Source organism: Streptomyces sp. NPDC002742 (assembly GCF_042888885.1).
Taxonomy (GTDB): domain Bacteria; phylum Actinomycetota; class Actinomycetes; order Streptomycetales; family Streptomycetaceae; genus Streptomyces.
The window spans coordinates 150,195-164,570 of record NZ_JBIAQF010000002.1 but is presented as its reverse complement, the minus strand read 5'-3'; the positions used below and the strand labels follow the sequence as shown (position 1 = coordinate 164,570).

10 protein-coding genes are annotated in these 14,376 nt (G+C 69.9%); 7 read left to right on the top strand and 3 right to left on the bottom strand.

Going from position 1 to position 14,376, the window contains the following annotated elements; all coding sequences use genetic code 11:
• Position 1 precedes the first annotated feature (1 nt).
• From ACFYW8_RS03480 to ACFYW8_RS03465, 4 genes are read left to right on the top strand one after another with little or no spacing between them, the layout of a single operon-like run.
• Positions 2-1,333, top strand: a complete 1,332-nt coding sequence (locus ACFYW8_RS03480) for an FAD-dependent oxidoreductase (RefSeq protein ID WP_389067095.1) — start codon at positions 2-4, stop codon at positions 1,331-1,333.
• Entirely contained in the window at positions 1,330-2,163 is an 834-nt protein-coding gene (locus tag ACFYW8_RS03475) for an SDR family NAD(P)-dependent oxidoreductase (protein ID WP_389067092.1), read from the top strand. Before ACFYW8_RS03480 ends, ACFYW8_RS03475 begins: the two co-directional genes overlap by 4 nt.
• Before the next feature lie 7 nt (positions 2,164-2,170).
• Entirely contained in the window at positions 2,171-3,178 is a 1,008-nt protein-coding gene (locus tag ACFYW8_RS03470; RefSeq protein WP_365873892.1) for an acyl-CoA desaturase, read from the top strand.
• Between the two features lie 46 nt (positions 3,179-3,224).
• Entirely contained in the window at positions 3,225-4,850 is a 1,626-nt protein-coding gene (locus ACFYW8_RS03465; RefSeq protein ID WP_365873895.1) for an AMP-binding protein, read from the top strand.
• Positions 4,851-4,989: 139 nt separating this feature from the next.
• Here ACFYW8_RS03465 and ACFYW8_RS03460 read toward each other — a convergent pair whose 3' ends face one another.
• Complete coding sequence (locus ACFYW8_RS03460) at positions 4,990-5,475, bottom strand: hypothetical protein (RefSeq protein WP_389067083.1); 486 nt, start codon at positions 5,473-5,475, stop codon at positions 4,990-4,992.
• A 751-nt stretch (positions 5,476-6,226) separates the two neighbouring features.
• On the opposite strand from ACFYW8_RS03460, the gene ACFYW8_RS03455 reads away from it, so the two are divergent.
• Positions 6,227-7,885: a ricin-type beta-trefoil lectin domain protein gene (locus ACFYW8_RS03455; protein WP_389067079.1), complete on the top strand. Its 1,659-nt coding sequence runs from the start codon at positions 6,227-6,229 to the stop codon at positions 7,883-7,885.
• A 251-nt stretch (positions 7,886-8,136) separates the two neighbouring features.
• Here ACFYW8_RS03455 and ACFYW8_RS03450 read toward each other — a convergent pair whose 3' ends face one another.
• Complete coding sequence (locus tag ACFYW8_RS03450) at positions 8,137-9,963, bottom strand: cellulase family glycosylhydrolase (RefSeq protein WP_389067076.1); 1,827 nt, start codon at positions 9,961-9,963, stop codon at positions 8,137-8,139.
• 754 nt (positions 9,964-10,717) lie between these two features.
• On the opposite strand from ACFYW8_RS03450, the gene ACFYW8_RS03445 reads away from it, so the two are divergent.
• Complete coding sequence (locus ACFYW8_RS03445) at positions 10,718-12,850, top strand: glycoside hydrolase family 6 protein (RefSeq protein ID WP_389067072.1); 2,133 nt, start codon at positions 10,718-10,720, stop codon at positions 12,848-12,850.
• A gap of 240 nt (positions 12,851-13,090) precedes the next feature.
• On the opposite strand, the gene ACFYW8_RS03440 is transcribed toward ACFYW8_RS03445, so the two are convergent.
• Positions 13,091-13,564 (bottom strand): MarR family winged helix-turn-helix transcriptional regulator, encoded by a 474-nt coding sequence (locus ACFYW8_RS03440; protein ID WP_389067068.1) that lies wholly within the window; start codon positions 13,562-13,564, stop codon positions 13,091-13,093.
• Between the two features lie 193 nt (positions 13,565-13,757).
• Here ACFYW8_RS03440 and ACFYW8_RS03435 point away from each other — a divergent pair, with 193 nt between their 5' ends.
• A complete protein-coding gene (locus ACFYW8_RS03435) occupies positions 13,758-14,336 on the top strand; it encodes an NADPH-dependent FMN reductase (RefSeq protein WP_365873909.1) in 579 nt (192 codons plus the stop codon).
• The last annotated feature ends 40 nt before the right edge of the window (positions 14,337-14,376 follow it).

The window sequence follows — 14,376 nt, the reverse complement described above, 5'->3', positions numbered from 1 at the left end:
CATGTCATTGGAACGTACCCGGCGCCGCGTGGCCGTGGTGGGCGGCGGCATCGCTGGTCTCACCGCCGCCCTTCGCCTCGACCTGTTGGGCCACGACGTCGAAGTCATCGAATCCCAGAGCACGTTGGGCGGCCGCTTCGGCCTCGGCAGACTGGGCGACCGGGAGGTCATGACGGGCGGCAAGAACATCGGCCGCCAGTACCACACCTTCCGCTGGTTCACCTCGGAGCTCGGCTCGGACAGATACGAGAGCTTCGGGTACAACGCGTCCCGTATGAAGGACGGCGAGGTGCTCACGATCGACAGCGAGCGCCGTGGTCAGACGCTCAAGAACATCCGGCGCATGGGCTCGACCCGGGACTTCGCGCGCATGGCCGGCATGGCGGCCCGTATCCGCGCCGACCGGCGCAACCGCTTCCTCGGCTCGCGCCACTTCAGCGGCGTCTCGGCACGGCACGACCACGCCCCGCTCAGCGCGTTCTTCGGCCCCCGGATGACGGACATGCTGGTGCGGCCCATGGTCATCCGCAACAACGGAGCGGAGCCCGACGAGGTCTACCCCGGCACGTTCGGCACCAACCTCGCGATGCTGTTGGACCACTACGACCAGTTGTCGGGCGGTATCCAGCCCGTCCTGGCTGCGTTCGCGAAGCGGGTGCCCGTCCGTCTCGACTCGACGGTCGAGGACGTGGAGATCCGCGACGGCAGGGTCACCGGTCTGCGGATCTCCCGGGAGGGCGCCGAGGCCACGTCCCGCGACTACGACGGCATCGTGCTCGCCACCCCCGCCTACGCCACCGCCGAGATCGTCCGCTCGGCCCGGCCGGCTCTCGCCCGCCGCCTCGACGACGTGAACTACTTCCCGTCGACCGTGGTGCTCGTCGAGTACGACCGGGACATGTTCACGCATGACGTGCGGGCGCTCGCCATGGACGACGGACCGTGCAGCAACGCCGGCTCGTACGGGCAGGAGGACCGCCACATCGTCCGCTACACCTACAGCGGCCGCGAGGGCAGGCTCACCGACCTCAGCACCGAGAACATCGACCGGCTCACACGTGAGACCGAGGAACGCCTGGTGGCACACCTGGGAGCACCGCGCGCCGAGCGCGTCAACCTCCTGGTCAAGCACTGGAAGGCCGCCTACAGCGGCTATCTCCCCTATCACGCCGAGTTCCTGGCCGAGGTCCGCGAAAGCGTCACGGAGATCGCCGGCCTGGAGCTCGCGGGCGACTACATCCAGGGCGTGTCCATCGAGGGATGCGCGCGAACGGGACGTGCCGCGGCCGGGCGGCTCGCCGCGCACCTCGGCTCTCCGGTGACCCCCGCGTGAGCGGCCAGGAGTGGGCAGTGGTCACCGGCGCCTCCTCCGGCATCGGCGAGCACCTCGCCAGGGGCCTGGCCGCGCGCGGCTACGGCCTGTGGCTGATCGCGCGGAGGACCGAGGCCCTGGAGCTGCTCGCCGAAGAGCTGCGGGACAGGCACCACGTGAGTGTGCGGGTGCGGACCTGCGACCTCGCCGACCCGGCCGCGCGCGAGAAGCTGGCCGGGGAACTGGCCGGGGAGCCTGTCTCCGTGCTCTGCGCCAACGCCGGGTTCCCCACCTGCGGGCCGTTCAGCGAGAACAACCCGGCGAAGGAGACCGCAGAGGTCCAGGTCAACGTCGTCTCGCTGCACGCCCTCACCCAGGCCCTCCTCCCCGGCATGCTGGCCCGCCGGCACGGTCGCGTCCTGGTCACCGGATCCACCGCGGGCTGCCAGCCCGTGCCGACGGCGGCCACCTACTCGGCGACCAAGGCCTTCGCCAACGCCTTCGCCGAGTCGCTGCACGTCGAACTGCGTGGCACCGGAGTGAGCTGCACGCTGCTCGCACCCGGACCCGTGCGCACCGGCTTCTATGCGACGGGCGGCATTTCGGGCCTGCAGAGGCACTCGTTCCTCGCCTGGCTCACACCCCGGCGCGTCGCCGAGGCGGGCCTGCGGGGCATGGCCCGGGGGCGCCGTGTCGTGGTCCCAGGCCCTGTCGCCAAGGCCCAGTACCTCGCGGGCCGCCACACCCCCCGCGCGCTCCTCTTTCCCTTGCTGCGCGCGGCAGTTCTGCCCCTGTTCCGCAATGCCAGGGGCTCCATCGCGAACCCTCGGACAGCCAACTCCCGGAAGTGAGAAGCACATGGATGGCAGGAAGCATCGCTGGTTCATACTCGGAGCGTCGTTGATTCCGCTGCTCGCGGTCTTCGGCGCCATGGGACTGCTGTGGAACGAGATCTTCGGCTGGTCGGACATCGTCGTCCTGGTCATCATGTACGCCGTCTCCGGTTTCGGGATCTCCGCCGGATACCACCGCATGCTGACCCACCGCTCGTTCGAGACCTACAAGCCCATCCGCATCGCCCTCGCCACCGCCGGAGTGATGGCGGGGCAGGGCCCGCCCCTGATCTGGGCCGCGCACCACCGCAAGCACCACCGCGTCGCCGACAAGCCGGGCGACCCGCACTCCCCGCACCTGGACTTCGAACCCGGATTCAAGGGCACCATGGCCGGGCTGTGGCACGCCCACCTCGGCTGGCTCTTCGACGTCGGTCTCAGCTCCGATCCGATGCGCTACTGCCCCGACCTGGTCCGCGAGAAGCCCCTGCGCTGGCTCAGCGAGAACCTGGTCCTGGTCACCGCCTCCAGCGTGGTCCTGCCCGGCCTCATCGCCTTCGGCATCACCGGCGGATCGCTCCGGGCCGGCCTGACGGGAACGCTGTGGGGCGGCCTGGTCCGCATCTTCCTCATCAACCACATGACGTACGCCGTCAACTCCGTCGGGCATGTCTTCGGGCGTCGCCGCTTCGAGACCACCGACCAGTCGCGCAACGTCGCCTGGCTGTCGATCCCTTCGTTCGGGGAGGCCTGGCACAACAACCACCACGCGTTCCCCCGCTCCGCCCGCCACGGCATGAAGTGGTACGAGGTCGACCTCTCCGCGATCCTCATCTGGTCCCTGGAGAAGAGCCGGCTGGCCTGGAAGGTCGTCCGCATCGACCCGGAGCGCATGACCATGCGCGAGGCCAACATCAGCCGCGTGTCCGGCTCCTCCCTGGACGAGCGGGAACTCCTGGAATCCCAGCAGAAGATCGCGCCCATGGCCGAACGCGACCGCGACCGCGACGCCTCCCTCGTCGACGTCGAATAGCCACGCCGGGGAAGCCGAACAAGACGAGAGACGGGGAAACACGTACATGGAGTTCTTCAGCGCCCTGACCGACGGTGCCTCGCACGGTGTACTGCACGAGTGGAACGGCGACGCGTTCGACCACACACCCTGGCGCGAGGTCGTCGGGAACGCACACGGAATGGCCGCGGGGCTCCGCGCCCTCGGTGTGCGACCCGGGACCCGTGTCGCCTGCATTCTCACCAACACCCCCGACACGGTCCGCGGACTGCTCGCGATCTGGCTCGCGGGCGGCGCGGTGGCGTCGCTCCCGTTACCCACACGAGGGCAGAGCCCCGAGGCGTACGGCGAGCAGCTCGTCGCTCTTTCGGCGCGGCTGGACCCTACCCTCCTGCTCGTCGACGACTGGCTGACGGCCATGGTCCCCGCGGAGCTGACCCGGCAGCTTCCGGTGCGCGGCTGGTCGGCCCTGCGCGGCTCGGGACGCGTCGAGCCGAGCCCGCCGGGACGGGACGACCTGGCGTTCGTCCAGTACTCGTCCGGCTCCACCAGCACACCCAAGGGGTGCGCGCTCACCACCCGTGCCATCGAACAGCAGTTGCAGATCATCCTGCATCTGACGGGCGGCCGGCCGGGCGCGGACACCGTGGCCTCCTGGCTCCCGCTCTCCCACGACATGGGCATGTTCGGCTGCCTGCTGTACTCGTGGGCGTACGACTTCGACTTCGTGCTGTCCTCGCCCGACCGGTTCGGGATGGCGCCGCGCACCTGGTTCCGGGACATGTCGGAGTACGGGGCGACGATGACGGCGGGCACCAGCACCGCCGTGTACCTCGCGGCGCGGGCGCAGGGACAGGGCTCGCTGCCCAAGGAGCTGAAGTTGCGGGCCGCCGTGATCGGGGCGGAGCGCGTCGACTGGGACACACTCGCCACGGCGACGGAGAAGTTCCGGCCGTTCGGTCTGACCGACTCGGCGTTCCAGCCCGCGTACGGCATGGCCGAGGCGACGCTCGCGGTGACCGGCAAGCCCTGGGCGCAGGCGCCGACCGCACTCGCCTTCGACGGGCCCGCGCTCGTCGAGGGCTCGGTGATCGAAGTGGCGCCCGACCATCCGAAGGCCACTCGGCTCGTCTCCAACGGCCTTGCGCTGCCCGGGGTTTCCGTCCGCGCCGGGTCGAACGGCGGGATCGCGGAGATCCAGGTGGCCTCACCGAGTCTGGCCAACGGCTACTACGCGGACCCGGCGCGCACGGCCGCCCGATTCCAGAATGGCTGGCTGCGGACCGGCGACCTGGGTTTCGTCCAGGACGACGAGCTCTACATCCTGGGCCGCGCCGACGACATGCTGTCGGTGGGCGGGCGGAAGGTCTACGCCTCCGAGATCGAGTCGGCGGTCGACAGCCTGAAGAACGTACGCAAGGGGTGTGCGGCCGTCGTCGACGCGGGTGACTCGGGAAGGTCGCGGCTCGTCCTGATGGTGGAGTCGCAGGGCAACCCGCGCGACTACCGGCCCATCGCCGAGGAGGCGGCGTCGCTGGCCATGGAGAAGGCCGGGGTCGCGCTCGCGGAGTGCCTCTTCCTGCCGCGCGGCGTGCTGCCGAAGACGCCCAGCGGCAAGATCCAGCGGTTCCGCTGCCGGGCGCTGCTCACCGAGGAACGGCTCACGCCCGTGGCCCGCGTGACGTTCGCCTGACGGACACGGACGTGTGAGGGCCCGGCCCGGACCTGGGCTCGATCCCCTTCGACGGACATCCGAGATCAGGGGTTCGTCCCCGGAAGGATGTCCGTCGCGGAGGGCATGCGGACGCGGAAGCCCCGCCCTCGCCGATCGTTCACGCCGGAGTTCGCAGCACCCCGGCGATGGTGGTTCGGTACATCCGCAGCGCCTGGAGTCCGGCGGTGTAGCGGTCGCGGTGACGAGTGATGTCCACGGCCTGCTTCTGCGCCCGTACGGTGTGCCAGATCTCGGCCGTACGGTGGCGGCGCTTGCAGATGACGTCCGCGATGGCGGTGGCCCGCTCCCGTTGCGCATGCCGGGTGTTGCCGTCGCTGCCCCGCTTCCAGTCGGTGTCCGTGTACGCCGCGACAGGGTCGGAATAGCGCCTGAATCCTTGTTCTGCCACGCAGCGGGACCACACATCCCAGGCCGCGGTCAGGCGCGGGTCGCGCCTGACCGCCTTGTCGACCTCGATCGCCCGTGTGCTCGCGTAGAGCCAGTCCCGCTTGAGGTCGATGCCGCGCAGCAGCCGTCGGCCCGCCTCGTCATGCGAAGGGATGCCAGCGAGTGGTGCGCGGCGGTCTGCCGTCGCCCCCGTCAACTCAGCCCCGGGCGGCGGTCTGCCGTCACCCCCGCCCAACTCAGCCCGGAACGCCAGGACTTCAAGCGACGGAATGCCCGATCCGGCGGCACCTGTCGAGCGGCTCCGAAGACCCGCGTACCGCGATCCCGGGAGCCGGGTCGCGGCGCCCGGCCCATTCCGCGACTTCGCGCATCCGGGATTCGCCGACGTGCAGGAGCACGCGGCGGTGGCCGCGCCGGGGTTGGCGTGCGGGGCGTCGAGCTGCCGCTCCGAGTCGTCGAGCACGATCGGGAACCCCGGCTCGGCGCCATCGCGGTCCAGCCGATCCAGTACGGCTCAAGGACACATGAACCGCCCGCTGAAGACAGAACCAGGGCGATCCGTCCCTCCAGGTCGAGGTCCGTCGCACAGCCTTGACTGCATTGGTCCGGTCCAATAGCGTCGCCCCGCACAGAACTCCACACGGTTCAACACCCGCCAGCCGTCACCTGCGCTGATGGTGTGTCCGCCGGCCAAGGGACGGGAGCCCGGCCGCCTGCTGTGGGCCTGCCCGTCCACGGCTGCCCGGGTGCCGGTCCTCGCCTGTTCGTCGTCATCCAGATCCTCAAGTGCGCGTGCGCTGCTCACCGTTGATGGAGATCGCCGGGGCGGCGCGGCGGACGAACACGATCACGCCTTTTCTTCGGAGGTCCGACCCATGCAATTATCCTCTGCAAGACCACGGCGCCGCGGATGGAAGAGAGCGCTGACTCTGATTCCCGTCGCCGTGATGACGGTGGCGGCCACCGTCACCGGGACGCTGAACGCCGAGGCGGCAGTGCCCCCGACGCCGTCGGGCTTCACGCTCACCTGGAGCGACGACTTCAACGGCGCGTCCGGCACCGGCATCGACCAGAGCCTGTGGAAGTACGACACCGGGCCGGGCAGCAATTTCGGTACCGGTGAGATCGAGACCATGACCAACAGCACCTCGAACGTCTCTTACGACGGCCAGGGACATCTGGTGCTCCAGGCGCTGCATTCCGGTTCCGACCCCCGGGGTGGATGGACCTCCGGCCGCGTCGAGACCCAGTCGGCGTCCTTCGGCGCCCCGGCCGGCGGAGTCGTACGTATCGAGTCCGTCCTCCAGCAGCCCAACGTCACCACCGCCAACGGGGCGGGCTACTGGCCGGCGTTCTGGATGCTCGGCGCGCCGCTGCGCGACGGTGTGACCTGGCCGAAGTCCGGCGAGATCGACATCATGGAGGACATCAACGGCCGCAGCTCCGATTTCAGCACCCTGCACTGCGGCGTGAACCCTGGCGGGCCGTGCAACGAGTCGACCGGCATCGGCTCGGGTGAACGCGCCTGCGGCGGCTGCCAGACCGGCTTCCACGACTACGCGGCGGAGATCGACCGCTCGGTGTCGCCGGAGCAGATCAGGTTCTACCTCGACGGGAACAACTTCTTCACCGTCAACGCCAACCAGGTGGACGCGACGACCTGGGCCGACGCGGTCGACCACCCCTTCTTCATCATCTACGACCTGGCGATCGGCGGCGGGTTCCCGGACGCCTTCGGCGGGGGCCCGAACGCGTCGACGGTCTCCGGCGGCAAGCTGGTCGTCGACTCGGTGGCGGTCTACAACAAGGGGCCTGGCTCCGGGGGTGGCGGTGGTGGTTCGACGACCGGTCAGACGATCACCGGACCGGGCGGCAAGTGTGTCGACGTGGCAGGTGACGACACCGGCGGAGACGGCACCGCGGTGCAGCTGTGGGACTGCCAGTCGGCGGCAAAGGACCAGCACTGGACCTGGAGCGGCCAGACCCTCCAGACCCTCGGTAAATGCCTGGACATCGCCGGCGGGAACAGCGCCGCGGGTACGAAGTTGCAGCTCGCCACGTGCAACAGCGGCGGCTACCAGGCATGGGTGCGGCAGACCGACGGCTCGCTGAGGAACCCGGCCAGCGGCCGGTGCATCGACTCGCCGTCGGGCGCCACCGCGAACGGCACACGCCTCCAGATCTGGGACTGCAACAGCTCCGGCGCCCAGAACTTCGCCATCGGTACCCCGATCTACGGACCGGGCGGCAAGTGCGTGGACGTGGCGGGTGACGACACCGGCGGAGACGGCACCGCGGTCCAGCTGTGGGACTGCCAGCAGGCGACCTCGCTCGACCAGAAGTGGACGTGGAACGGCCAGACCCTGCGCACGCTGGGCAAATGCCTGGACATCGCAGGCGGTGTCAACGCGGCGGGTACGAAGCTCCAGCTGGCCACCTGCAACGGTGGTGCCTACCAGAACTGGGTCGCCAACGCCGACGGCTCGATGTCCAACCCGGTCACCGGCCGGTGCGTCGACTCACCGTCCGGCGCCACCGCGAACGGCACAGGCCTCCAGATCTGGGACTGCAACAGCTCAGCCGCCCAGAAGTTCGCCCTGGCATGAGAGGGGGGAGGCTCACGGCCTCCGGCAGAAGCCTCCTCTTCGCGTGAGCCGAGGCCGGGTACATCGAAGGGCAGCACCTCAGCCCGTGCGGCCCTTCGATGTACCGCCGGTGAGCACTGGCGCGGGAAACGAGTCGCGAGGACGTCGTGTCCCGCTTCGGCCGCGGGCCGCCGCACGGTGAGACTCACCATGCGGCGGCCGCACCGTGCGGCGTGCCGCGGTCCGGCCGGGACGGGCCCCGGGCGATCTCTCTAGCCGGCCCGGCAGCTCAGGACCGGCGTACCGGCGCCACCCGGTGTCGCACCGAACCCGAAGCCGGTGGAGGAGCCCACCGCGATGGCGCCGTTGTGGTCGGCGTTGTTCGCGGTCACCGTCCTGCCCACCTGGCTGTAGGAGGCGTTCCACATCGATGAGATGGTCTGGCTGCCCGGCCACTCCCACGTGACCTGCCACGACCTGGTCGTCGTGGAGCCCGTGTTGGTGACCGTGATGTCGGCGTTGAATCCGCTGCCCCAGTCGCTGCTCACCTTGTAGCCGGCGGTGCATCCGCTGGAGCCGCCCCCGGTGCCCGCGGTCGTCGCGGCGACCGGCGCGGACGCCGCGGAGGTGTTGCCGGCCGCGTCGCGAGCCCGCACGGTGTAGTCGTAGCGGGTCGCCGCGGTGAGGCCCGTGTCGGTGAAGGACGTGCCGGTGGCCTCACCGGCCTTGGCGTTGCCACGGTAGACGTCGTAACCGGTCACCCCGGTGTCGTCGGCGGAGGCTTTCCACGACAAGGACACACTCGACGCGGTGGTACCGGTCACGGCCAGTCCGGTCGGTGCCGAGGGCGCGGTCGTGTCTCCGCCTCCACCGCCACCCCCGCCTCCGGTGAAGCCCGGGGCCTTGATGGCCGCCAGGTAGCCGTCCTTCACGGTGTCCACGGTCTGCCAGTCGTCCTTGAGGATGCCTCCAGTGTCGCCGGAGTTCGGATTCCACGACCAGAAGGTCCAGTTGAAGCTGTCGGCCCCGTAGGTGTTCGTGGGGCGCAGGTAGTCGACGAGCGCCGCGAGCCACTTCTGGTCGACCGTCGACTGCAGGGTGGTGCCGAACTCGCCGAGCCAGACGGGGGCGATGTTCTGTTTGAAGATGTAGCCCCAGTACTTGTCCCAGACGCCCGGCATGTTCGCCGGGAACGACGGGTCACTGAACCACGGTTGCTGCGCGACGCTGGTGGCGTAGTCGTGGGCCGAGTAGACCACGCGGTTGGCGACACTCAGCCGCACCGGCGCGGTGGCGACCCCGGCGAGATTGCCGCCCCACCAGGTGCTCTGACCGTTCACCGTCTGGACGCCCTCGACGAAGATCAGCAGGCTGGGGTTGACGGACAGGACCGCGTCGCCGGCCCGTTCCGCCGCCAGCCGCCAGTCGGTGCTCGTGTCCCCGCAGCCCCAACAGGCCGGATCGTGCGGCTCGTTGTGCAGGTCGATGCCGATCACGGCGGTGTTGCCCTGGTAACGCGCCGCCAAGGCCTTGAGGTCGGCGATCCAGGTCGCCTCGGGGACGGCGGAGGTGTACCAGAGCGCCGACTGGGCCGAGGAGTCGGGCCGATGACGGTCGAGTACGACCTTGAGACCGATCGAGCCCGCGTAGCCGACGATCTTGTCCATCACCTGGAGCGAGTTGAGACCTTGCAGGTCGGAGTTCAGACCGTTGGCATACGTGATGCCGTTGGGCTGGGTGCCCTTGAAGATGTCGTCGCTGTAGGGCAGGCGGACGGTGTTGTAGCCCAGGGACTTCATCTGGTCGACCATCGACTTGTAGTCGCGCGACCAGAGCCCGTGCGCGACGTAGTTGGACGTCTCGAACCCGAACCAGTTGACGCCTGCCATGCGCACCGGCTGGTTCTGCGCGTCGAGGATCCGGCGGCCCTCGGTGTGCCAGTATCCGGCGCCGGACGCGGCTGCCGCAGGCGACGGGGACGAGGGGGCGGCGGCCGCCCGAGCGGGCACCACCACCGTGAACGGAACGAGAGCCGCGACGGTCGCGGTGAGGAGCGCGACCAGGGCGCGCCTGACGCGGAATGAGGGTGGGTGACGCATGGTGTGGGGGTCCTCTCCGGGTGGGAGCGCTCCCATTCTTGGGCGCGCGTCTCCGTCGGGCAGGCGGACGGGCATCCGGCATGGCGGCTCCCGCGGACCGTCGGGAGTGTCCCGCTCCCGACGGCCGGCTCGTCGAAGCCGGACTGCGCACATGGAAGCCACTAAGCGTGTTCGCGTCAATACCTCGCGCGGCGATCGCGCTCCTCCGCGGAGCTGCCGACCATGGGCATACGCCGGTTCAGGCCTCACCCCCGCACATCCGACCATGGAGGACGCACCCGCCTTCCGGATTCCCCGCCGGAGGCTTCCCGGACCACCCGGGCGTTCGCACCCACGGCGACCTGGCGCGCACACGGACGACCCGCGAGCGAGCCACGCCATGAGGTCGATGAGTGACGAAGCGTCAGCAACCCATCTTTCGCACAGGTGTTGACATCCACTGTCCGCACGTCGCACCTTGGGAGCGCTCCCACCATCACCCTCATGTCCCCGCCGTCACATCAGTGACCGGGCACCGTCCAGCTCGGCAGCGACAACGCCGGGCGCACGTCCGGACGACGCCGCGGCGCGCTCATGTTCGGCGACCCTCCGGCTCCAGCTTGCGCGACGCACACGGTCGCACCTTCGTCATGCCTGAACGCAACGCCCGTCCGGCGGAGTTCCGTCCGGTGTGCCCGAGCCGCGGCACACCGGGTGGCCGCCGGGCGACCCCGCACGCCGACCGTACCCGCCTGCTCTCCCCAGGAGATGGCCGATGCCTTCCCGTAGACCCGACTCCACCGTGCGCCGAAGCGGTCCGAAGCGGACCGCCGCTCTGGCCGTCGGCGCCCTTCTCGGAGCCCTGTCCGTCGCCGCCCTGCCGACCACCGCGACCGCTGCCGCCAAACTCGACAATCCCTACGTCGGCGCGAAGGCCTACGTGAATCCCGACTGGTCGGCCAAGGCGGCTGCCGAGCCGGGCGGTTCGGCCGTCTCCGACCAGCCCACCTTCGTCTGGCTGGACCGGATGGCCGCGATCCAGGGCACCGCCGACGCCCGTGGTCTGAAGGCGCACCTCGACGCGGCCAAGGCGCAGGGCGCCAACCTCGTCCAGTTGGTCATCTACGACCTGCCGGGCCGGGACTGCGCGGCGCTCGCCTCCAACGGTGAACTCGGTCCCGACGACCTGGCCACCTACCAGAGCAACTACATCGACCCGATCGCGGCGATCCTCGCCGACCCGGCCTACGCGAGCCTGCGGATAGTCAACCTCATCGAGCCGGACTCGCTGCCCAACCTCGTGACCAACGCCGGCGGCACGGCGGGCTCCACGACCCAGTGCGCCACCATGAAGGCGAACGGCAACTACGAGAAGGGCGTCGGTTACGCCCTCCACAAGCTCGGCGCGCTGCCCAACGCCTACAACTACATCGACGCAGGTCACCACGGCTGGCTCGGCTGGGACAGCAACCTCACGCCGTCGGCCCAGGAGTTCAAGAAGGCCGCCACCACCAACGGCGCCACCGTGAACGATGTGACGGGCTTCATCGTGAACACCGCGAACTACTCCGCCACCAAAGAGCCGTACGTGAAGGTGACGGACACGGTCAACGGGCAGACGGTGCGCCAGTCGAAGTGGATCGACTGGAACCAGTACGACGACGAGAGCTCGTACGCGCAGGGCCTGCGCACCGCACTCGTCGCGCAGGGCTTCGACGCCGGTATCGGCATGCTCGTCGACACCTCGCGCAACGGCTGGGGCGGTTCGGCCCGGCCGACCGGTCCCGGCCCGACGACCAGCGTCGACGCCTACGTGGACGGCGGCCGCATCGACCGGCGCATCCACGCCGGAAACTGGTGCAACCAGAGCGGGGCGGGTCTCGGCGAGCGCCCGGCGACCGCACCCGACACCGGAATCGACGCCTACGTGTGGGCCAAGCCGCCGGGCGAGTCCGACGGGGCCAGCCAGGCCGTCGACAACGACGAGGGCAAGGGCTTCGACCGGATGTGCGATCCCACGTACACCGGGAACGGGCGCAACGGGAACAACCTCACCGGGGCACTGCCCAACTCCCCCCTCGCCGGCCACTGGTTCTCCGCCCAGTTCCGCCAGCTGCTCGCCAACGCCAACCCGCCCTTGAGCGGATCGGGTGGCGGCGGCGGTGACACGCAGGCCCCCACCGTTCCCGGCGGTCTCGCGGTCAGCTCCACGACGAGCAGCAGCGCCACCCTGAGCTGGAGCGCGTCCACGGACAACACCGCGGTCACCGGATACGACGTCTACCGCGACGGCACCAAGGTCGGCAGCGCCACCACCACGTCCTACACCGACAGCGGGCTCGCCGCCTCCACCACCTACACGTACACCGTCAAGGCCAAGGACGCGGCCGGCAACGTCTCGGCCTCGTCCGCGTCGGTGTCCGCCACCACCAAGGCATCGGGCGGAGGAGGAGGCACCTCGGGGCTCAAGGCGCAGTACAAGAACAACGACTCCTCCACCGGTGACAACGGAATCAGGCCCGGCCTCAAGCTCGTCAACGGCGGTTCCGGCGCCGTCGACCTGTCCAAGGTGACCATCCGCTACTGGTTCACCGGGGAGTCCTCCTCCGCCGGCTACCAGACGTTCTGTGACTGGGCGCAGCTCGGCTGCTCCACGGTGAGGACTTCGGTGAGCGCCGTCGCCCCGAGCCGCACGGGCGCGGACCACTACCTGGAGGTGGGCTTCACCTCCGGTTCGCTGGCGGCCGGAGCGGACAGCGGTGATCTGCAGCTGCGCATGGCCAAGTCGGACTGGTCGAACTTCGACGAGTCGAACGACTACAGCCGGGGCGCCAACACCTCCTACGCGGATGCGGCCAAGGTGACCGTGTACGTGGCGGGCACCCTCGTCTGGGGCACCGAGCCGTAGAGCGGGCGGAACGGACAGGGGCCGGGGCGGAGGCGCTCCGGCCCCCACGCCGTCCGTGCGGGGACGGATCGTGACCGACCGACGGACACGACACCGAACGGCACGGCGTACGGCCACTGCTCGTGACCTGTGGCACGCCGCACGAGGAGGTGGAGCGGCACGACCTCCGTGCCGCGGTCGGGCCGACCGGGATCAGCCCGGCCGGCCTTCCAGTCGCCATGACCGGCCGCCGGGGCGGAGCTAAGGGCTGTCCCCGGTGCGCTTGAGGTTGTCCACGACTTGTTCGCCGATGTCGGCGAACACGTCGATCTGCTCGGGCGTCAGCAGGTCGACGAAGTACCGGTGCACCGATTCGACGTGCAGAGGCGCCGCCGTCTCGATGGTCCGCTGCCCCTCGTCGGTGAGGGTGACGACGGCGCCCCGTCCGTCGGTCACACACTCCTCGCGCGCCACCAGGCCCCGCTGTTCCATCCGGCTCAGGTGGTGGGAGAGGCGGCTGCGTGACCAGAGCATGCGGGCGGCCAGCTCGCTGACCCGGCGCCGGTGGTCCGGGCTGCTGTTCAGGCTGGACAGCACGTCGTAGTCCGGCTCGGACAGCCCGCTGTCGCGGCCCAGGTCACGGGCGAGTTGGGCGTTCAGCAACAGGAACATGCGGCGGTACGCCTGCCACGCGCGTTGTTCGCGATCCGTCAACCAGCGGGGCTCATCGTTCACGGTGTCAGCCTACCCATATGTGGTTGACGTATCACCATCCCGTTCCCTACGGTACTAGGTGACACGTCAATCACTTGGTGACAGGCCCGGAAATCCTCTCCCCGACGGCCCGTCACCGTTCCCGTGCCCGGCCCGGGTCCGTCACGTCCCTCCTACGGACCCGCGCCATTCCCTCGGACGAAGGAACCGGACCATGCCCATGCCCCGTCTGTACATCATTTCCACCAGCACGCGCCCCAGTTCCGCCGGCCGCCCGCTCGCGCGCTGGATCGCCGAACTCGCCGCAGAGCACGACGCGTTCGACACCCGACTGCTCGACCTGGGCGAGATCGCGCTGCCCTTCATGGACGAACCGGAGCACCCGGAGGCGGGCGTCTACCGCCACCAGCACACGAAGGACTGGAGCGCGACGATCGCCGCCGGCGACTGCTTCGTCTTCGTCATGCCGATGTACAACGGCGGCTTCGGCGCCCCGTTGAAGAACGCGATCGACTACCTGTACCAGGAGTGGCAGAACAAGCCCGTGGGGCTGGTCAGTTACAGCGCGGGCAAGAGTGGCGGCGCCCCCGCCGTCGAGATGATCCAGCCCGTACTGGGCCGGGTCGGTCTGCGCCCCGCCCTGCGGACGCTGTCCGTCCCGGCCATCGAGTCGTACGTCGACGAGGAGGGCCGCTTCGCCCCCACGGCCGACCTGCGGACCCGCGCACAGGCGGTCCTCGACGCCGTGGCGGACCTGGCCACGGCCCCCGAAGCGGAGCGCGCCTCAGCCTGAGAGGCCGCCTTCGGGTCAGCCCGGGCCTCCGCTCGGTCGC